The 19,383-nt window shown below is 62.3% G+C and carries 17 protein-coding genes, 1 tRNA gene and 1 pseudogene; 14 read left to right on the forward strand and 5 right to left on the reverse strand.

Going from position 1 to position 19,383, the window contains the following annotated elements:
• Window positions 1–211: 211 nt before the first annotated feature.
• A complete protein-coding gene (locus VNS12_RS07400; protein ID WP_325487188.1) occupies window positions 212–913 on the reverse strand; it encodes an MBL fold metallo-hydrolase in 702 nt (233 codons plus the stop codon).
• 204 nt (window positions 914–1,117) lie between these two features.
• Between VNS12_RS07400 and VNS12_RS07405 the strand changes: the two genes are divergently transcribed.
• A tRNA-Ser gene (locus VNS12_RS07405) sits at window positions 1,118–1,207 on the forward strand.
• Window positions 1,208–1,227: 20 nt separating this feature from the next.
• Here VNS12_RS07405 and VNS12_RS07410 read toward each other — a convergent pair.
• Entirely contained in the window at window positions 1,228–1,533 is a 306-nt protein-coding gene (locus VNS12_RS07410) for a hypothetical protein (protein WP_325487214.1), read from the reverse strand.
• A gap of 54 nt (window positions 1,534–1,587) precedes the next feature.
• On the opposite strand from VNS12_RS07410, the gene VNS12_RS07415 reads away from it, so the two are divergent.
• The 8 genes from VNS12_RS07415 to ggt all read left to right on the forward strand — a co-directional run bounded on the left by VNS12_RS07415 (window position 1,588) and on the right by ggt (window position 11,681).
• Window positions 1,588–2,613 (forward strand): iron ABC transporter substrate-binding protein, encoded by a 1,026-nt coding sequence (locus tag VNS12_RS07415; RefSeq protein WP_325487189.1) that lies wholly within the window; start codon window positions 1,588–1,590, stop codon window positions 2,611–2,613.
• Between the two features lie 22 nt (window positions 2,614–2,635).
• Entirely contained in the window at window positions 2,636–3,652 is a 1,017-nt protein-coding gene (locus VNS12_RS07420) for a FecCD family ABC transporter permease (RefSeq protein ID WP_325487212.1), read from the forward strand.
• A complete protein-coding gene (locus VNS12_RS07425; RefSeq protein WP_325487190.1) occupies window positions 3,649–4,455 on the forward strand; it encodes an ABC transporter ATP-binding protein in 807 nt (268 codons plus the stop codon). The genes VNS12_RS07420 and VNS12_RS07425 overlap by 4 nt, the downstream gene beginning before the upstream one ends.
• Complete coding sequence (gene tsaA, locus VNS12_RS07430) at window positions 4,452–4,982, forward strand: tRNA (N6-threonylcarbamoyladenosine(37)-N6)-methyltransferase TrmO (RefSeq protein ID WP_325487191.1); 531 nt, start codon at window positions 4,452–4,454, stop codon at window positions 4,980–4,982. Before VNS12_RS07425 ends, tsaA begins: the two co-directional genes overlap by 4 nt.
• A gap of 113 nt (window positions 4,983–5,095) precedes the next feature.
• Window positions 5,096–6,226, forward strand: a complete 1,131-nt coding sequence (locus VNS12_RS07435) for an FAD-dependent oxidoreductase (protein ID WP_325487192.1) — start codon at window positions 5,096–5,098, stop codon at window positions 6,224–6,226.
• 108 nt (window positions 6,227–6,334) lie between these two features.
• Window positions 6,335–7,864: a VOC family protein gene (locus tag VNS12_RS07440; protein WP_325487193.1), complete on the forward strand. Its 1,530-nt coding sequence runs from the start codon at window positions 6,335–6,337 to the stop codon at window positions 7,862–7,864.
• 290 nt (window positions 7,865–8,154) lie between these two features.
• Entirely contained in the window at window positions 8,155–9,783 is a 1,629-nt protein-coding gene (locus VNS12_RS07445) for an L-lactate permease (protein WP_325487194.1), read from the forward strand.
• A 236-nt stretch (window positions 9,784–10,019) separates the two neighbouring features.
• Window positions 10,020–11,681 (forward strand): gamma-glutamyltransferase, encoded by a 1,662-nt coding sequence (gene ggt, locus VNS12_RS07450; protein WP_325487195.1) that lies wholly within the window; start codon window positions 10,020–10,022, stop codon window positions 11,679–11,681.
• A 334-nt stretch (window positions 11,682–12,015) separates the two neighbouring features.
• Here ggt and VNS12_RS07455 read toward each other — a convergent pair whose 3' ends face one another.
• The 3 genes and pseudogenes from VNS12_RS07455 to VNS12_RS07465 form a co-directional block, all read right to left on the reverse strand.
• Window positions 12,016–12,915, reverse strand: a complete 900-nt coding sequence (locus tag VNS12_RS07455; protein ID WP_325487196.1) for an FAD-dependent monooxygenase — start codon at window positions 12,913–12,915, stop codon at window positions 12,016–12,018.
• A gap of 71 nt (window positions 12,916–12,986) precedes the next feature.
• Window positions 12,987–13,148: pseudogene (locus tag VNS12_RS07460) on the reverse strand (FAD-dependent oxidoreductase); the annotation flags it as partial.
• Window positions 13,149–13,398: 250 nt separating this feature from the next.
• Window positions 13,399–14,211, reverse strand: a complete 813-nt coding sequence (locus tag VNS12_RS07465; protein ID WP_325487197.1) for an IclR family transcriptional regulator — start codon at window positions 14,209–14,211, stop codon at window positions 13,399–13,401.
• A 197-nt stretch (window positions 14,212–14,408) separates the two neighbouring features.
• Here VNS12_RS07465 and VNS12_RS07470 point away from each other — a divergent pair, with 197 nt between their 5' ends.
• The 5 genes from VNS12_RS07470 to VNS12_RS07490 all read left to right on the forward strand — a co-directional run bounded on the left by VNS12_RS07470 (window position 14,409) and on the right by VNS12_RS07490 (window position 19,380).
• On the forward strand, window positions 14,409–15,080 hold the full coding sequence (locus VNS12_RS07470) for a cupin domain-containing protein (protein WP_325487198.1): 672 nt from the start codon (window positions 14,409–14,411) through the stop codon (window positions 15,078–15,080).
• Between the two features lie 63 nt (window positions 15,081–15,143).
• Complete coding sequence (locus tag VNS12_RS07475; protein WP_325487199.1) at window positions 15,144–15,968, forward strand: alpha/beta fold hydrolase; 825 nt, start codon at window positions 15,144–15,146, stop codon at window positions 15,966–15,968.
• Window positions 15,969–15,979: 11 nt separating this feature from the next.
• Window positions 15,980–16,900 (forward strand): VOC family protein, encoded by a 921-nt coding sequence (locus VNS12_RS07480; protein ID WP_325487200.1) that lies wholly within the window; start codon window positions 15,980–15,982, stop codon window positions 16,898–16,900.
• Window positions 16,897–17,685: an SDR family oxidoreductase gene (locus VNS12_RS07485; RefSeq protein ID WP_325487201.1), complete on the forward strand. Its 789-nt coding sequence runs from the start codon at window positions 16,897–16,899 to the stop codon at window positions 17,683–17,685. The genes VNS12_RS07480 and VNS12_RS07485 overlap by 4 nt, the downstream gene beginning before the upstream one ends.
• Window positions 17,686–17,706: 21 nt before the next feature.
• The gene (locus VNS12_RS07490; RefSeq protein ID WP_325487202.1) at window positions 17,707–19,380 is read left to right on the forward strand and encodes a thiamine pyrophosphate-binding protein; all 1,674 of its coding nucleotides are present in this window, start codon (window positions 17,707–17,709) and stop codon (window positions 19,378–19,380) included.
• The last annotated feature ends 3 nt before the right edge of the window (window positions 19,381–19,383 follow it).

Here is a 19,383-nt window from a genome sequence, read left to right on the forward strand (position 1 = left end):
TTCCCTTGATTTTCGCACCTGACGGCGCTGCGGAAAAAGCCCTTGTTCCGCAGACTTTGCATAAGGCCGGATGCGGACATCCGGCGGGCGGCCTTTGGCAACGTGTTTCAACCAACGCAAACAGCGCACGAGCAAGCCCATGCGCATCTGCGCGCCGCTTATCGGTGGAAACGGGGTTTGAGTCAAGCCCCGATGCCGGAACGGAACGCGTTCAGACGGCCTTGTACCAGTCGCGCGCGACGATCTGAACCTTCGAGCCCTCGGGCAGTTCCGCTTCGACCTCGACGGGCTCTCTGGCAGGCTGGTCGTATGGGAAACGGTAATGGAAGGGATAGACGTAGCGCGGGGCGGTGATCGCGATGCACTCGGCCACCTGATCGGGGGTCATCGTATAGGGCAGGTTCATGGGGAAAAAGGCGATGTCAATCGGGCCCAGTTCTGCCATTTCCGGGGTCGGCTCGGTGTCGGAGGCGAGGTAAACCACCGTGCCCGCGAAATCGAACAGATAGCCATTGCCCACGCCCTTTTCGTGGAACTTCTGCCGCTCGGGGGTGGTGTTGTACATGGGGATGGCGGTGATCGTGATGCCGTTCACGCTGGTTGTGTCGCCATTGTTCATCAGCCGTGTACGGGACTGGAAATCGGCAGGCATCTGATCATAGACGATGCGGGGCGCGATGATCGTGGTCTCCTCGGCAAGGATGGCGTCGAGGGTGGCGGGGTCGAAATGGTCGCCGTGATGGTGGGTGAGGATCACGAGGGTGGGCGGGGGCAGGGGTTTGAACCGCTCCGGGCCGCCAACCGGGTCGCAATAGAGCGTCTGGCCGTTCCACTCCATGACAAAGGTGGCGTGATGAATGGGGAGGATGGCCAGGGGGCCGGCGTTTGTGTCGTAAGTGTCGCGGTCATACATGGCGGGGCTCCGTGCCGTGGGGGGCAAGCTTTTCCCTATGGTTGCCATCGGCGCGGCAAACCGCAAGCCCCTTGCAGGGCGGGTGGCGATGCACTTGGTTGGGTGGAATGCAAACAAGGTGTTGCCCGGCGCAAAGGGCTATGCCATATAGCGCCCACCCAACGACCTGCGCGGCGACTCCTCAGTACGCTGTGTCACCAAGACGGAGAGGTGCCGGAGTGGTCGAACGGGGCGGTCTCGAAAACCGTTGAGCGCGTGAGCGTTCCGAGGGTTCGAATCCCTCCCTCTCCGCCATCATGTCTAAGCTATTGGTATCATTGAGAATTTTGCCCTGAAGGGGTGCCGTTGGCTTCGGGTTCGGGCAGGCGGCCGGCGCTGATGTTGATTTGCAGCGCGTGCAGGATCAGCGTGGGCCTTGGCAGGGGCCTGTCGTGGGCATCGCGCGCGGCCACAACGCTTTTCTGGTCTTGAATTTCGACATGTGGGTGTTGGTCGCCTGCTGTTCGGCATGGTTCGTGGTTACCACCTCGATCACCAACGATGCGATCAAAACCTCCGACGTCATAGTCGCCGTGGGGTGAAAATTCCGTATTGGCACATCGATATGTTTGAACAGACATATCGATGTGCCATAGTGCGATTGAGGACATCATCGTGCAATCGGGAAAGTAGATATGCTGATCAGATCATGCGTGCTCGCGGCGGCGCTGCTCACCACCACCTCTGTCCTGGCCCAGGACAGAACATTCACCGACGCTGGCGGCCGTGTGGTCGAAATCCCGGAAACGATCGGGACCGTGCTCACCGCCGGCCCTCCCGCAGCGGTGCTGGTCTATACCCTCGCGCCTGAGAAACTGGCCGGATGGGTGAGCGAGCCCTCGGAAGCGCAGCGCGAATTCCTGTCCCACGAGGTTCAGGACCTGCCCACATATGGCCGGCTGACCGGACAGGGCGGCACCGCCAATATGGAGGCCGTGCTGGCCGCGCAGCCCGATATCATCCTCGATCTGGGCACCGTCAACGACACCTACATCTCCTTGGCCGATCAGGTGCAGGAGCAGACCGGCATCCCCTATATCCTCATTGACGGCAGTTTCGCGACGACCGCCGAGACCTACCGGCTGCTGGGCGATTTGCTGGGCGTCGAGGAGCGGGCGGAAATTCTCGCTGCCTATGCCGAGCAGACCCTGGCCGATATCGAAGCCGCGGTTTCGGCGGCGCCGGAGGACCAGCGGCCCCGCGTCTATTACGGGCGGGGCGCGGACGGGCTGGAGACCGGGCTTGCGACCTCGATCAACCTTGAGCTTCTCTCCTATGCGGGTGCCGAGAACGTTGCGGCGGCAGCCGGGCCCGGCGGGCTCACCAACGTCTCGCTCGAACAGATCCTCGACTGGAACCCCGATGTGATCATCGCCGCCCGGCCCGACTTCGCCGAAACGGTGCGCAACGATCCGCTATGGGCCGAAATCGCCGCTGTCCAGCATGGCGCAGTCTATGCTGCGCCCTCGCGGCCCTTCGGCTGGTTCGACACGCCTCCGGGCGTCAACCGGCTGATCGGGGTGCGCTGGCTTCAGAACCTGTTCTACCCTGAGACCGTTGCCGAACCGCTCCAGGAGCAGGTCAAAACGTATTTCGATCTGTTCTACCATGTCGACCTGACCGATGCACAGGTGGAGGATCTGCTGACCGGTGCTCTATAGCCGCGCCGACCCCCAGGACGAGGTGACAGGAAAGCGTGCCCCCGTCCGGCTTTGGCTTGGACTATCGGCGCTGGCATTGTTTGCGCTCGCCCTGGTTTCTCTCATGGTCGGCAAGTATCCGGTGGCGCCCGCCGATGTCTGGCGGGCGCTGCTGGCGCCGCTCACCGGGAACCCGCCCGAGCCCATCGTTACAACGGTGATCTGGAATGTGCGCCTGCCGCGCGTTCTGGCCGGGCTGCTGGTGGGCGCGGTGCTGGCGGCGGCGGGGGCGACCTATCAGGGCCTGTTCCGCAATCCGCTGGTTTCGCCCGATATTCTGGGGGTGTCGTCCGGCGCCAGTCTCGGCGCGGTGCTGGGCATCTTCCTGTCGCTGCCCGTGCTGCTGATCCAGGCCTCGGCATTCGCAGGCGGCCTTCTGGCGGTGGCCGCCGTCTATGCCATCGGCGCGGCGATCCGCAACCGTGATCCCGTTCTGGTTCTGGTGCTGGCCGGCATCGCCATCGGCGCGCTGGTCGGGGCAGGCATTTCCCTGATCAAGATCCTCGCCGATCCTTACGACCAGCTTCCCGCCATCACCTACTGGCTGCTGGGCAGCATGACTGCGGTGACGCGCGGCGAGGTTCTCTCCATCCTGCCGGCGCTGACGATCGGGCTGGTGCCGCTTGTCCTGCTGCGCTGGCGCATCAACCTCATGACGCTGGGCGAGGAGGAAGCCCGTACGCTGGGCGTCAATACACGGGTGTTGCAGCTGGTGCTGGTATCTGCCGCGACCCTGATGACCGCCGCGACCGTCTCGATCACCGGGGTCATCGGCTGGATCGGCCTCGTCATCCCCCATATTGCGCGCATGCTGGTCGGCCCCGATTTTCGTGTGCTGCTGCCGGCCTCGCTCATGCTGGGCGGTGGCTATCTGCTGGTGGTGGACATGCTGGCGCGCACCATCGCATTGACCGAAATCCCGCTGGGCATCCTGACGGCGGTTCTGGGCGCGCCGTTCTTCCTGTGGCTGCTGGCTTCGGGCCGCAAGGGGTGGCAATGACGCTGCGGGCCGAAAACCTGTCCTTCGGCTACGGGCGCAGGCTCGTGGGCAACAATATCGGCCTCGATCTGGCTGCCGGCGAAGTGCTGTGCCTGCTCGGCCCCAACGGCGCGGGCAAGACCACGCTGTTCAAGGCCCTGCTGGGCCTTATCCGCCCCTCACGCGGGGCGGTGACCCTTGCCGGGCGGCCGCTCGAACGCTGGTCGGGGCGGGACCGGGCGCGGCTGATGGCCTATGTTCCCCAGGCTCACGCCGCGACCTTCCCGTTTTCCGTGCTCGACGTGGTGCTCATGGGACGCGCGGCGCGGATCGATCTTTTTTCCGCCCCCGGTGAACGCGACAGGACGATCGCGCTCGATGCCCTGGAAACCCTGGGCATCGCCCATCTTGCCCACCGCCCCTATACCGAGGTCAGCGGCGGCGAGCGCCAGATCGCCCTCATCGCGCGGGCGCTGGCGCAGGAGCCGACCCTATTGGTGATGGACGAACCCACGGCCAGCCTCGACTATGGCAACCAGATGCGGGTGCTGTCCCATGTTCGGGCTCTCGCACACAGCGGCATCGCCGTGGTGCTTTCGACCCATAATCCGGACCACGCCTTTTTATGCGCCGACCGGGTGGCCCTGATGCACGAAAATCGCCTGCTCGCCGTGGGGCCGGTTGCCGATATCCTCACGCCCGAGGCGATCGAAAGGCTGTATGGCGTGCGCGTGGTCATCGGCAGGCTCCCCGCGAGCCTTGCGTCCAGTTGCGCGCCGCTTGCTCCCGATCCACAATTCCCCATAGAGGAAGGCCCCCGATGACAGCCCTCGATGATTTGCGCAGGAACGAGGTTGCGGTGACCCTGCCGCCGCCAGCCGATGCCGGCCTGATCTATATCGGCCGCATCACAACGCCATGGACCTCCCGCAAGGAGTGTCCCCGGCAGGGGCGGCACGACGGGCCGGTCTGCCGTATCAAAATCTTCGAACCCTGGGTCGCGGCCCTTCAGGACGTGGGGCTCTATGAGCGCCTGGAAGTCCTTTACTGGCTCGATCGCGCGCGGCGTGACCTCGTCCTCCAGAGTCCCAAAAGCGACGGCGAGGTGCGTGGCACCTTCTCGATTCGCTCGCCCGTCCGCCCCAACCCTATCGGCAGCTCCATCGTCAGGCTGGTCGGCGTCGAGGGGCCGGTCCTGCTCGTGCGGGGCCTCGATTGCCTCGACGGTACCCCCCTGCTCGACATCAAGCCCGACCGCTCGGTCTTCAGTCCACTCGCCGCCGCGCAGGCCGGGGATTTTCATGTAGAGGACGACGCCGACAGCGATGGTGGGAAGCGATCAAAAGGGTGAAGCCCCTTGACGGCGTGCGATGCCTTCCTACTTGGGCGAAGCCGAAGGCCTTTGTGCTGGGCTATCCGCCCGGCGATCCGGATCGTCACCCTCCAAAATGAAACGTCTGCATCATGCGTCCTGTCAGTGCCTCCATCACTCTTGATATCGCGGTGATTGGCGCCGGACAGGCTGGCTTGTCGTCTGCCTATCATCTGGCGAAGCTCGGGCTTGAGCCAGGGCGGGATTTTCTCGTTCTCGACAAGAACGCCCAGCCCGGAGGCGCCTGGCAACATCGTTGGCCCTCGCTCACCCTCAGCACGGTCAACCGCATTCACGATCTGCCCGGCCTGGCCATGGCCGATATCATCACCCCACGCCAAGGCCAGGTGCGCGCCGCCAGCGCGGTGCCTGACTATTTTGCGGCCTATGAGGCGCGGTTTGGCTTGCCGGTCTATCGCCCGATCTCTGTTAAAGCCGTCAGCACACGGGGCGAGCGGCTGCGGATCGAAACCGATCGCCAGACATTCACGGTCCGCGGCCTCATCAACGCCACGGGCACCTGGGATACGCCATTCATCCCGCACTATCCCGGCATCGAGACGTTCAAAGGGCGGCAACTCCACAGCGCTGACTATCATTCGGCGGCCGAATTCTCCGGACAGCGCGTTCTCATCGTTGGCGGCGGCATCTCTGCGCTCCAGCACCTCGGTGGAATCTCGCAGATCACGACCACCGATTGGGTGACCCGTCGCGAACCTTATTTCCGGGAGGGCGCATTCTCCCCGGAAGATGGCCGCGCCGCCGTGGCCCTTGTTGAAGACCGCGTGCGCGCAGGTTTGCCCCCAGACTCTGTGGTGTCGGTGACGGGGTTGATCTGGACCCCGGAACTGCGGGCGGCGCAGGCGCGCGGCGCCCTGCACCGCCGGCCCATGTTCAGCACAATCACCCCGCATGGCGTACGCTGGCCGGACGGTTCCGAGCTTCAGGTCGATGTGATCCTATGGGCAACGGGCTTTCGGAGCTCGATTGGTCATCTGGACCCTTTGGGTTTGCGCGAGGACACGGGCGGCATCACCATGACCGGGCGACTGGCCACCCAAGTTGCGCGCGATCCTCGCATTCACCTTGTCGGCTATGGCCCATCGGCCTCGACCATCGGCGCCAATCGTGCCGGGGGTGCTGCGGCGCGCGAATTGACGGCCCATCTGGGTCTGTCGAAAGCGCCAGATCGAACCGGCGCAGCAATCGCTCAGCAAGGGTGACGACCACGTGGCCTACACACCGCTCCAGCCAACCCCTGCCCTTGCGTTCGGATCGGAAAGCCGCTTTCTGGTGAGGCTGATGGGCAGCTCGCACATGAGGTCGAAACCATGACAACCGGCATTCATCACGTCACCGCCATTACCGGGAACGTCCAGAAGAACGTAGATTTTTACGTTGGGTTTCTGGGTTTGCGCCTGGTCAAGCAGACCGGCGGGTTCGAGGATGCCGAGCAGTTGCATCTCTTTTACGGCGACCGGCTGGGCACCCCAGGGACCGTCATCACCTTCCTTGTATGGCAGGACGGCACTCGGGGCGGCGTCGGGCTGGAGCAGGTCAGTGAAATCGGGTTTGCCGTCCCGCCCGCCAGTATTGGCGATTGGCTGCAACGGGCCATCACGGCAGGCGTTCCTGTCACCGGCCCGGCACGCGAACTGGGCGAGACCGTGCTGCGCCTGCGTGATCCCGACGGGATTATTGTCAAGCTGGTGGGCGCGGATATGCCGGCGCTGGCGCCCTTGCCCGATCCGCTGGCCCCGACGCGGATTCGATCGGTCACCATCCTGACGGCAGATTCCGCGGCGACAGCGGCCTTCGCCGAACGCTTTGGCTATCGCGAAATGCTGCGCGACGGGCCTTTTATCCGCATGCAATCGGACACGGACGTGATCGATTTGCGCCAATCGGCAGGATTTGTCGTGGGGGCACCCGGCGCGGGCGTCTTCGACCATGTGGCCTTTCGGGCACCAGATGCCGACGCCGTGCGGCAGATGCGGCTCGACCTGCGCGATCATGCCGGTGTCACCCACGTTCACGATCGAAAATATTTCTTGTCGCTCTATGTTCGGGAGCCTGCGGGAACGCTGTTTGAATATGCGACCGATCAACCGGGCTTCACCGTCGACGAGGATGAGGCCCATCTGGGCGGCACACTGCAAATTCCGCCCCATGACGCCTCCCGCACTGACGATCTTCGCGTGATGCTGCCGCAATTTGCCCTGCCAGGCGAGGAGCGCATCCCGATGCGCGATCTGCCGTTCATTCACCGTTTGTACGTGCCAAAGGATCCGGACGGGTCCGTTACTGTTTTGCTGCATGGCACTGGTGGCGATGAGGCTGACCTGATGCCTCTCGCCGCGCGCCTGAACCCGCGCGCCACACTTTTGGGCGTGCGGGGGCGCTCGACAGAGGACGGGAGTCTGCGCTGGTTTCGGCGGATCGATGCCTTTTCCTATGATCAGGCCGACATCGCGTTCGAGGCCGAGGCCTTTGCTGCCTTCATCGCGGGGGCCGTGTCGAGCTATGGCTTTGACCCGGCCACCATGACCTATCTGGGGTATTCGAACGGCGCGAATTTTCTGGCGGCCTTTGTGCGCCTGCATCCTGGCATTGTACGCCGGGCCATGCTGCTGCGGGCCGTCGATGTGCTCGATGCGTCCCCTGCAGCCGACCTGTCCGACACGCAGATCGCGCTGCTGACGGGCACACGCGATCTCTTTGCCGGGACCGCCCCGCAACTGGCGAAGGCGCTGACTGCCGCCGGCGCAGACCTCGATGCGCTCCTGATCGATGCCGGCCACGAACTCTCGCCCAATGATTTGCCCGCGCTCAAGACGTGGGTGGAGCTCAGATCATATTGAGCGCACAGCCGTGAAACACTTCTCGCGCTGAAGGTCCCGCGGAGCGGCGGGTTTTTCTGCTTTGGGGCGCTGTGGGTGGGGTCAAACCCAATCCGAAATTGGTGCGCATGGCTGCGGTTATCAGGTCGAGGGGGCGCGGTTCTTTTGGCGGTGGGAGGATGGTCGTGATACGGGCGAGGTCATTTTCCCGTGCCGCGATATTGCTTGATCACCGTTGGGCAGGCAGCTTAAAGTTGCTTTTGAGTGGCATTTTTATGCTCTGACATAAACCTTGAAAAGGGAGTGCATGTATGGATTTGCCAGTCGATTTATTACATTGGTCTTTATCCATACTTCCCGTAATCATACTTGCGTTATTGCTCATTCAGTTGCGCTGGACAGCGCAGCAGGCGGGGGCGTTCGGGGTGTTCGTGGCCGCTGCGATCGCGCTGTTTGCCTTTAGAACCCCGTTGGAAACCCTGGCCGTTGCCGGCGCCAAGGGGATATGGGACGCGATTTTCATCCTGCTGGTCATCTGGCCGGCATTGCTCCTCTACCAGATCATGGACAAATCGGGCGGGTATGAAGCGATGCGGCAAGGCATCACCCGCTTGAGCAAGAATGAATTGTTCATCGTCATCGCCCTTGGTTGGGTTTTTACGTCGTTCCTTCAGGGGATCGACGGCTTTGGGACGCCGATTGCAATCGTTGCGCCCTTGCTGGTCGCCTTTGGACTAAAGCCCGTCTATGCCGTGGCGATACCCATCATCGCGCATATCTGGGCGAAGTTTTATGGAACGCTCGGGGCCGGTTGGCTGGCAACCCTCCAGGTGGTGGATATCGACCAGGCCACCATGATGGCGACAGCCTACCAAATCGCGATCCTCGTCGTGATCCAGACCGTTCTCGGTGGTTTGATGGTGGTTTGGATGTATGGCCGCTGGCCGGCAGTCCGCCATGGTTGGCCGCTTGTTCTGGTTATTTCGGCGATTCAGGGGCTTGGCCAGATCATTGCTGTGGCGATCGATCCTGCGCTGGCGGCGTTCCTGCCGGCCACGGCGGCGCTCCTGGCTCTCTTCCCGCTGGCCCGCTGGAAGCGTTTCGCCCTGCCTGCCCCCTCTATTGTCGATCGACCGGCAATGCTGACCAGCGCCATGGACACGACTGACGACAAAGTGCCTCCGATGTCCACGACAATGGCTTTTCTGCCCTATATCGTCCTCAGCATCATTGCGGTGGGTACGTCGGTTATCGAGCCTTTGCGAGCGGCGCTCTCGTCCTTTACGTTCGGATTTCCGTTCCCAACCGTGTCGACTGGTTACGGCCTGGTGCTCCCCGGAACGGATGCATATTCCGCGCTTCGTCCATTCTCGCATCCGGGGGCCGGGCTGGTCATCACCGCGATCCTGACATGGGTTCTCTTTCAGTTTCGCGGGTATTTTTCGAAATGGGCGCAGACCACACAAAAAGCCAGCCAGAGCATCGTGGGAGGGCTTGTCGAAACCGCCGTTCCCGCGTCGGTGCCAATCATCGCTTTTCTCATCATGGCTTCGATCATGAACCATTCCGGGCAGAACGAAGTTCTGGCGCTCGGCATCTCGGCCGTGGCGCCGGCCTATGCTTTCGCCTTCCTCTCCAATGGCATCGGTGTCGTCGGGGCCTTCACCACGTCGAGCAGCACATCCTCCAATGTCTTGTTCTCCGATCTCCAGATCACGATCGCCCGTCTCAAGGATCTGCCCGAAGCAACGATCCTTGCGGCCCAAAGCGCTGGTGGGGCGATCGGTAACGCGATCGCGCCAGCCAACGTCGTCATGGGGGCAAGCACGGCAGGAATCAGCGGCAAGGAAGGTGAAATCATGCGCAAGACATTGCCCTGGACCATCGTGGCCTTCCTGCTGACGGGCGTTGCGACAGTCCTTCTCGTCGTGATCGCGTGATAAGGGGCAGGCCATGCAGCGGTTACTGAAAAACCGAGTCGTTTATCTGAGCACGTCGTTTGTGTTGTTGCTCGGTTCGTTCCCCCTCATCAGCATCGGGACGACTGAGGGTCCAGAATTTCTTTGGTGGCTCGGCCTTCTGGCCCTCTCGGTCGGGGCGATGATCCCTCCGGCACAACGGCTGTTATTTCCCCCAAAGGAGAAATCCGAGCAACCCTGATCATAAGAGGAAAGCCATGATCCATTCAAACGGTCCCCGGACCGGCCGTCCCCCCACCCTTGCGTCGCGCGGCATGGTCTCCACGCCCCATCATCTTGCGTCAGCCTCGGGTCTGGATGCCTTGCGGCGGGGCGGCAGCGCGGTGGATGCGGCCATTGCGGCCAATGCCACCTTGTGCGTTGCCTACCCGCACATGGCCGGGCTGGGCGGCGATGGCTTCTGGCTGATCGCCGGGGCGGCCATCGAGGGTGTTGAGGCGCTGGACGCCAGCGGTCCGTCCGCCAAGGCGGCAACCCGTCAATATTATCATGCGCGTGGCATTTCGGACCGTATCCCGATGCGCGGCGCCTTGGCCGCTCTTACTGTTCCAGGCACCATCGACGGGTGGCGGCTCGCCCATGAGCGCCATGGCAAGCTGCCTTGGGAGACCCTTTTCGCTGACGCTATCGCCTATGCGCGAGATGGGGTTGCCATAACCCGGTCGCTGGCCGACTGGCTCGCCCAGGACGCCGAAATCCTGGCTCGGGACGCCGGCATGGCGGCAACCTTCATGCCCGACGGGATGCCGTTGCGCGAAGGGACAGTGCTGACGCAGACGGACCTGGCGGCAACCCTCATCGAGCTGGCGGCCAAGGGAGCCCGCAGCGGCTTTTACGAAAACGATGTCGTCAAGCGCATCTGTGAAGCCCTTTCTGCGGATGGCTCGCCACTGACGCCCGATGATTTCGTCAAATATCAAGCGCGCTGGGTTGAGCCGGTTTCGACCACCTATCGCGGATATGACGCTTATCAATTGCCGCCCTCAACCCAGGGTTTTGCGGCATTGCAAATCCTCAATCTACTTGACGGGTTCGACGTCAGCAGCTGGGGTGAGGGGACCGCCGACTACTACCACCATATCGTTGAAGCGGTGAAGGTCGCCTTTGCCGATCGCGACGAGTGGCTGACTGACCCCGCCTTTGTTGATATTCCCCTCGATCGGCTGCTGTCCAAGGACTATGCGGACGAGCGCCGCTCGTTGATTTCGAGGGACCGCGCGTTGGATCTCCAGAGGCTGGAGCCGGGGGTGCGCTATGGGACAAACTTCGACAAGCGCGGCCCTGATGGTGGCACCATCTATTTGTGCGCTGCGGATTCGGATGGCCTCGTCGTCTCAATGATCCAGTCGATCTACCATGATTTTGGCGCGGCCGTGATGGGCGGGGACACCGGAGTCGTCATGCAAAACCGGGGCTCATTCTTCTCGCTGGATGAAAATCACCCCAACTGCCTTGAGCCCGAAAAGCGCACGTTCCATACCATCATTCCGGCAATGCTGATGGAGGACGGCAAACCGGTTCTCGCTTACGGTTCGATGGGGGGTGAAGGCCAGCCCCAGACCCAGGCCGCCATGCTGACCCGTCTGATCGATTTTGGCTTTGACGTGCAGCAGGCGATCGAAGCGCCTCGCTGGCTGATGGGAAGGACATGGGGAACAGAATCCAGCGATCTGGTGCTTGAATCGCGAATTTCCGATGAAACGGTGCGTGAGCTGCGGCTGCGGGGCCAGCCGGTCAAAATGGTGGAGCAATGGAGCGGCACGCTGGGCCACGCACAGGCGATCCGCATCCACCCCTCAACCGGCATGTTCGAAGGCGGCGCCGATCCGCGGGGCGATGGAGCGGCAATGGGATATTAGAGCACTGCCTGATCCGACTGAAGCAGATCAGGCGCCCTAACTTCTCGTTTTAAAACGTTCACTCGTGCCGGGCCTGTTATTCGCCCGGCAGCCCATACACTTGGAGGATATCTGCAAGATCGCCATTGGCGCGATGACCGTATCAACGAGAATGCGTTCGAACGGCTGATCAAGGTCCAGTGATCGCGGATTGCGGTGGCTTTGCGCTCTACTTTCTCGTGGGCTCGCTGCGCACAGTCCTGATTCCCTGGCACGAAAGCGCCCGACCAGCGACGGTCTGACGCAATACAAAAGCCCGGTCATCGACCGGGCTTTTTTGGTGTCTATCTCCGGATCAGGAGGCCGGTATAGCCAGTCCCCAGGCGTCATAGCCGTAAACCCAATCGGCATTGCTATGGCCCTTGAGCCAAGTGTTGGCGCGTGATCCTTCCTGGATCTGGCTGGTGCGGGGTTTGCGCAATTTTTCATAGGCTTTCAGACGCAGCGGGATTTCGGCCAGCGAAGCGCCCTCAATTGACCGCGCAAGGACGATGGCATCCTCGATGGCCATGCAGGCACCCTGCGCCATGAAGGGCACCATCGGATGGGCGGCATCCCCCAGAATCGTCGCGCCGCCACGGCTCCAGTGCATGAACGGCTCGCGCACATAGAGCGCTGACTTGGTAACGCTGGCGCAGGCGGCGAGGATTTCCTGAACCTCAGGGTGGAAATCGGCATAGATCGCGCGCAATTCCTCCACATCTCCCGGCATCGTCCAGCTCTCGTCTGTCCATTCGGGTTGCGAGGTGGTGGCAAAGATAAAAAGTTCTTCTCCGCGGAGCAGGGGAAACGTGACGATCTGCATGTCGGACGTCGGCCCCCACCATTTGGTGAAGCAGTCGAGATTGGGCACGTCAACGTCCTTGCTGGCGATAACCGAGCGGTAAGACACCAGCCCTGTGAACTCGGGTGCGTCGGTGCCGAACAGGCTGGTGCGGACCGCAGAATGGATGCCGTCGGCGCCGATCACCAGATCGAAACTCTCCGTATTGCCATCCGCAAAGGCAACGACCGGCCGTTCTCCATCCACATCGACCGCAACGGCGTGATGGCCTAACCGGATGCATCTGGCATCAATGGCCTGTTCCATCGCCTGAAGCAGGTCGCCGCGGTGGATGGTGAGTTGGGGCGCACCATATTTTTCTCGGCAGCCTTGCTCATGGGCAAGCGTGATGTTTCTTCCCCCGTGTCCCACGTCCGGCTGATGCGATAGGTGGGGCGAGCCGCGGTCTGGCGCAGAGCATCGCCGATGCCCAGTCCGTCCAGCGCCTTTACGGCGTTGGGCGTGAGATTGACGTCGGCGCCGATGCGCAGGAATTTTTCAGCGCGCTCGAACACCGTCACCTTGTGTCCCGTTTTGATCAGCGCCAGCGCTGCGGTCAAGCCGCCCACGCCGCCACCGCAAATGGCAATTTCGAAACGATCCATGTCTTTTTCTTATGCTGTCGGCGGTCGCATGCCGGATTGGAAATATGGGATGAAGCGAGGCAGCCGCTTTGCGGTTTTCAGGGCAGCCGGGCATGTTCAAATATAAACGCAACGTTCATGGTTGCGCATGGTGGCGATGGAGTCAAGTCTCTCTATCCGCACCCAGAATCCGCGCGGCAGAAAGCAGCGCCGCCGCTGGCGACGGGGAAAAGGAGACTCGCTATTGCGCGGGGAAGGCTCTTCCGACGGGCTAACCGCGGTAGCCGAGGCCCTTGGAAATTTCGGCTGCCGCCGCCTTGATGGCGCCCTCGATCTGCAAGGCGGTGTTGCTATAAGCGCTGAATTGCTCTTCAGGGCCGGTAACGTTGATGCCGGCGATGGGGCGGGAACGGTGATCGAAGATGGCCCCGGCACAGGAGCCGATTCCCGGTTCGAAGTGGCCCAGGCTCCAGGCAACGCCCTGTTTTCGGTCCTCGGCAACCTGCGTGATGAGTTGAGCCAATGTCGTCGAGGTCTTGGGGGTATGGGCTTCCAGATCGACGTCCCTGTAGAGATCGAGCAATTGTCTTTCAGGCATATAAGCGAGCAGGATGCGCCCGATCGTGGTGGCGTGGGCAGGCAGGCGAGAGCCCTCACGGATATTGCTGATCAGGTGGGAATTGGGCGTCTCGCGCAGCAGATAGACCACCTCATGCCCATCGAGTACGCCCAGATGAACGGAGAGGTGCAGCTCAATGGCAAGTCTGGCCATGATGGGCTGAGCGATCCTTGTCACATCGCGCGATTTAAGCGCGTCGGCGGCGAGGGAGATCATTCCCACGCCGAGTTGCCAGCTCGCGCCGTCGTCGTCTGATTCGATAATCCCTTCTGCTTCCAGCGTGTGAAGAAGGCGGATCAGTGTCGTCCTGTTGATGCCCAGTTCCCGCGCGGTGGCTGCGGCATTGCGGCAGCGTCCGCCCGCCGCGATGTGGCGGAGCAACCGGAAGGCACGGTGAACCGGCGGCACCGAATAGGATGGCCCCGGTGAGGTTTCATCATCGATCACGGTCGTGTCGTCGGCCACGCGAAGCTCCAGCCAGAAGTCTCATGCTTTTTAATAGTCCATAGCGCGTGCGCGGGCAATGTGTGCCCTTGACACAGAGAGGTTTATGCATAATCCTGAACACAGTGTGTATATTTGAACGATATGTTGCGCGAGGAGATTGCGTTCGAAATGGTGTCGATCATCAAAACAGGACCGTTTCCGACAGGCGGGTCGGCTTGTCCGGCCGTGCGTTGGTATCCACACGGCATGTCCACCCTAAGCCTTGCCCGTACTCCATCAAATCCATTTTTTCCGAACCATCAGCACAGGAGTTCCTGATGTCCGTAGCGCCAAAAAAATTCCCATCGATCGAACCGGACGACGTGGTGGTCCCTGAAGGGAAATCACTCTCCGAGTGGATCGAAAGCCGCGTCGCCCGCTACGAAACCCGCACGATCGATTGGAATGCGCTGAAGTTCCAAGCCGATTATGATCCGATCTACCGCCGTGCGCAGATGCGCTATATCGGCACTGGCGCCACGGGCGTGGCCGATGATGAGAATGTGGTTCCGGCGGAAAACTTCACCTTCTCGACCATGGTCCTGCCGGCCGGTTGCGAAGGTCCGCTGCACATCCACCGCGATGCTGAGGAAGTGTTCTTCATCCTCAAGGGACATAAAATTCGTCTCTTTATCGAGCATAAGGGCGAGCTCGTCGAAACCGTCCTCACCGAAAGGGACATCATCTCGGTCCCGGCCGGTGTCTATCGCGGCCTGCGCAACGAAGGCATCGAAGAAGCCCTCATGTGCGTGATGATCGGCAACCCCAAGCCGGTCACCCCGACTTACCCCGAAGACCATCCTGTTTCCAAGATTCCGCGGCCTGCTGGAAGCAAGGCCGCAGGCTGACACACAGCTTCGGGAGGGGCCTCTGCCCCTCTCGCCTCCAACCACGGGCTTTTCGTTTCGACCATGTGCCAAACCCTCACCAACGGCATTGAATGGCGTGAGCGCCCCGGGAGCGGAGGCGTTCTTGTATGCCTGCATGGCATCGGATCGCTGGCTTCCGCCTTCGATGACCTGCTCGCTTATCTACCTTCAGAGCTGCGCGTCATCTGCTGGAACGCCCCGGGCTATGGGCGGAGCGAACCGCTGGCTTCCGATTGGCCAATGGCTGCCGACTATGCAGAGGCGCTGCTTTCGCTCTGCGATGCCTTGCAGCTCGAACACGTCCATGTTCTTGGCCATTCCCTGGGCACGCTGATGGGCGCGGCATTCGCTGCTGATCATCCCGACCGGGTCGCCAGCCTGACGCTCGCCGCCTGCGCCCAGGGCCGCGCCACTCCCCACGGCGGCACACTTTCCGAAAATGACGCGCAGCGCCTTGTCGATCTCGAACGCTTGGGGACGGCGGCATTTGCAGCCGTCAGGGCCCCGCGGCTGATCCATGCTTCCGACCGCAACGCCGGGCTCGTCGCCGCCGTGCGCGAGGACATGGCGCAGATTGCCGTGCCCGGTTATGGCCAGGCCACGCGCATGCTCGCTTCGGGCAATCTCGCCGCCGATTGCGCGCGGGTCCGTGTCCGCACTTCGGTCATCGTCGGTGCCGAAGACGTGGTGACGCCGCCGGCGCAGTCTCGTGCCGCCTTCGACGCGCTCAGCGCGTCCGTCCGCGGGGACTATGTGCTGGTGTCAGGTGCCGGGCACGCCATTCACCGCCAGGCCCCCGCGGCCCTGGCTCACACCATCGCGTCAACGATGAGAAATACGCTGCCTATGACAGGCACAGTACAATAGGGAGACGTCAGATGAGCGAACCCATTCGCGTGGATGCCTTGCGCGGCATCGTCATGCGCGCGCCAGGCATCACTGGCACCAAAGGCTTTTACGAGAACAATTGGGGTCTCACCGCTGCCCATGAGGAGGACGGATTTGTCTATCTGAGGGGTACCGGTAGCGAGCCGTTCATCTACGGCCTCAAGGATGGTCCGGTCTATGGCATCGAATATGTGCACTTTTCGATGCCGAACCGTGCCGCCATGGATGCGCTTCACCGCCAGGCCGCAGCGAGAGGCGCAGCTGTGCTGGGCGATCCAGCCAAATTTGACGATTTTGCGGGTGGCTATGGTTTCGAGGTGCTCGATCCCGATTTGCGCCGCCTGCGCTTCCGCACAGAGGCAAGAGTGGTCGAAGCACGAGACGAGTGGGCGCGTCCGCGCAAGGTGAGCCATGTTGTTCTCAATACCGCCGAAATGGACAGGGTCGAGAAATGGTATGTGGACGTGCTCGGATTCCGGGTCTCCGATTATTCGGCCGACCAGATGGTTTTCCTGCGTTGCGCAACAGATCACCATTCGATCGCGCTCGTGCGGGGCCATTACCCCTCGGTCAACCACGTGGCGTTCGAATTGCCCTCGATCAATGAATTCATGCGCTCGATCGGCCGGATGAAGGAAAAGGGCATCCACCCCACCTGGGGGCCGGGCCGTCACGGCCCGGGCGATAATCCTTTCGCCTATTACGTTTCGCCCTCGGGCTTCGTCATCGAGTTCACCTCCGAAATCCAGCAGATCGACGAGCAAACCCATGAAGCGCAGGTCTGGCCACGAGATGTGCCCGAAAAGATGGACCAGTGGATGACGGCCGGGCCGCCGACCAGCGCCCAGCGCGCCATCATGCAGGGCCGTCCCGATCCCGGCTTCCCCGATCTGAGAGGAAACAACACATGACATTGCCTTATGAGGGACGGGTCGCGGTGGTGACCGGCGGCTCGTCCGGTATCGGTCTCGCGACGGTTCAATTGCTGCTTGAGCAGGGCGCCAGGGTCGCGCTGTGCGCCCGCGGCGAGGGCCGGCTCAAGGACGTGGTTTCTGTCCTGGGGCGCGATCACGGCCCGGACCGCTTGCTGGCGCGCGCCTTCTCGGTGCTCGATTCCGATGCCGTCCGCGCCTTCGCCGCAGATGTCGAGACGGCCTTCGGACGGAGCGACCTACTGGTTAACAATGCCGGCCAAGGCCGTATCTCGTCCTTTGCCAATACCGGCGACGACGACTGGCGGGAGGAATATGATCTCAAGCTCTTCAGCCAGATCTATCCCATTCGTGCTTTCCTGCCGATGCTGAAGACGGCAAGAGGGGCCATCGTGGCGGTCAATTCGCTGCTCGCCTACCAGCCCGAGGCGCATATGGTCTGTACCTCTTCGGCCCGGGCCGGGGTCCAGAATCTGCTCAAGTCGCTCAGTCTCGAACTGGCGCCCGATGTCCGGGTCAATTCCGTGTTGCTCGGCCTGGTCGGGTCCGGCCAGTGGAGCCGCCGTTTCGCCGAACGCGAAGATCAGTCGATGAGCCGTGACGAATGGTACGGCAATCTGGCCCGCAGCAAGGGCATTCCGCTCGGGCGTCTGGGCGATCCGAGCGAAGCTGCCGCGGCAATCGCCTTTTTGGGGTCTCATGCCGCCAGCTACATCACTGGCGCGCAACTCGATGTTTCGGGCGGTCTCGCCCGGCACATCTGATATCAGTCCATGGAAGCCGATATGAAACTCGATTACACCACACGCCACCAGACAGTGGGCGAGGTCATTGCCGCCTATCTCGCAGACATCGGCGTCGAGGTGATCTTTGGCGTCATCTCCATCCACAACATGCCGATCTTGGATGCGATCGCGCGTCAGGGGCGGGTGCGGTTCGTGCCAGCGCGCGGCGAGGCTGGCGCCATGAACATGGCCGACGCCTATGCGCGCGTATCGGGCAAGCTGGGCGTCGTTATGACCTCGACGGGTACGGCGGCGGGCAACGCAGCGGGCGCGCAGGTCGAAGCCCTGACGGCGGGCACATCCTTGCTGCATATCACGTCAACCGTCGACATCCAGTTCATGGACCGCGATCGCGCACCGATCCATGATGTTCCGCGCCAGCCCGACATGCTCAAAAGCATATCCAAGGCGTATTACCGTCTTTGGGATGCAAAGGGTGCCATCGGCACGCTGACTGCTGCCGTCTCGGCTGCCATCAGCGCCCCCAGAGGGCCGGTCACCCTTGAAATACCGATCGATGTCCAGCGCAGTGCCCCTTCCCCTGCCACACGCGTGTTTGCGCCGCAACCGCAGAGCCCCCGGGCAGACGACGCCGCGATCGAGGAGATCGCTCGCCTTGTCTCAGGCGCGCGGCGGCCCATGCTCTGGCTCGGCGGCGGCGCGCGCGGAGCCCACAGGCAGGCAGCAGAATTGGTTGAACGCGGTTTCGCGGTCGTCACTTCCACCAATGGCCGCGCTACGGTGTCGGAGGACAGCCCTGCCAATCTGGGTGCCTTCAACATGGCCCCTCAATCGCAGGTGCTCTACGAGACCATCGATCTGATGATCGTCGTCGGTTCCAGGCTGCGCGGCAATGAAACCCTCAACAACGCCATGCGCCTGCCTCGGCCCATCATCCAGATCGACGCTGAGGCCACTCAGGGCGGACGCAATTATCTCGTGGACATGTTCGTCCATGGAGATGCCGCCGACACGCTTCAGCGGCTGCTCGATCGCCTGCCGCAAAAACTGGCGGTCGATCCCAATCTCGTTTTCGACGTCGCCCAGACACGGGCCCAAGCGGAGGGAGCGATGCGCGCTGCCATCGGCCCTTATGGCGCCCTCGCCGACGCCTTACTCGAACGCGTGGCGCCGGGTGGCCACCCCTGGGTGCGCGATGTGACCATCTCGAACTCCACTTTCGGCAACCGCTACGTCAAATTCGCCGATCCCCGTCATGGCGTCCATGCGTTGGGGGGCGGTATCGGACAGGGCATCGCCATGGGCATCGGTGCCGCCATCGCATCACCCACTGCCAAGGCGATAACGCTACTGGGGGATGGCGGCGCCCAACTGGGCATCGCCGAAATGATCACAGCCGTCGAGGAGCGCGCGCAACTGGTTTACGTGCTCATGAATGACCAGGCTTATGGTGTGATCCGCAACATCCAGGACGCCCAATACAATGGCCGCCACCATTATTCCGTTCTGAATACCCCAGATTTCGCCGCCCACTGCGCTTCGATCGGCATGCCGCACCGAAAGATCAGTGACATCGCCGATTTTGCCGCTGCACTTGATGGCGCCTTGGCAGCGGACGGGCCGCAGGTCATTGAGATCGACATGCTAGCGATCGGGCCCTTCACTGAGAGTTTTTCCGGCCCGCCGGCCGGCGCCGCCGGCAACAAGGTCTGATCG

It is taken from the genome of Pelagibacterium sp. (genome assembly GCF_035555455.1).
Lineage (GTDB): Bacteria > Pseudomonadota > Alphaproteobacteria > Rhizobiales > Devosiaceae > Pelagibacterium.

Bases quoted from the DNA above. Each gene is read 5' to 3' on its own strand.
- ggt (WP_325487195.1), top strand. From the start codon at position 10,020: ATGATCCATTCAAACGGTCCCCGGACCGGCCGTCCCCCCACCCTTGCG.
- VNS12_RS07480 (WP_325487200.1), top strand. From the start codon at position 15,980: ATGAGCGAACCCATTCGCGTGGATGCCTTGCGCGGCATCGTCATGCGC.
- VNS12_RS07415 (WP_325487189.1), top strand. From the start codon at position 1,588: ATGCTGATCAGATCATGCGTGCTCGCGGCGGCGCTGCTCACCACCACC.
- VNS12_RS07490 (WP_325487202.1), top strand. From the start codon at position 17,707: ATGAAACTCGATTACACCACACGCCACCAGACAGTGGGCGAGGTCATT.
- VNS12_RS07445 (WP_325487194.1), top strand. From the start codon at position 8,155: ATGGATTTGCCAGTCGATTTATTACATTGGTCTTTATCCATACTTCCC.
- VNS12_RS07440 (WP_325487193.1), top strand. From the start codon at position 6,335: ATGACAACCGGCATTCATCACGTCACCGCCATTACCGGGAACGTCCAG.
- VNS12_RS07485 (WP_325487201.1), top strand. From the start codon at position 16,897: ATGACATTGCCTTATGAGGGACGGGTCGCGGTGGTGACCGGCGGCTCG.
- VNS12_RS07475 (WP_325487199.1), top strand. From the start codon at position 15,144: ATGTGCCAAACCCTCACCAACGGCATTGAATGGCGTGAGCGCCCCGGG.
- VNS12_RS07425 (WP_325487190.1), top strand. From the start codon at position 3,649: ATGACGCTGCGGGCCGAAAACCTGTCCTTCGGCTACGGGCGCAGGCTC.
- tsaA (WP_325487191.1), top strand. From the start codon at position 4,452: ATGACAGCCCTCGATGATTTGCGCAGGAACGAGGTTGCGGTGACCCTG.
- VNS12_RS07410 (WP_325487214.1), bottom strand. From the start codon at position 1,533: ATGTCTGTTCAAACATATCGATGTGCCAATACGGAATTTTCACCCCAC.
- VNS12_RS07400 (WP_325487188.1), bottom strand. From the start codon at position 913: ATGTATGACCGCGACACTTACGACACAAACGCCGGCCCCCTGGCCATC.
- VNS12_RS07435 (WP_325487192.1), top strand. From the start codon at position 5,096: ATGCGTCCTGTCAGTGCCTCCATCACTCTTGATATCGCGGTGATTGGC.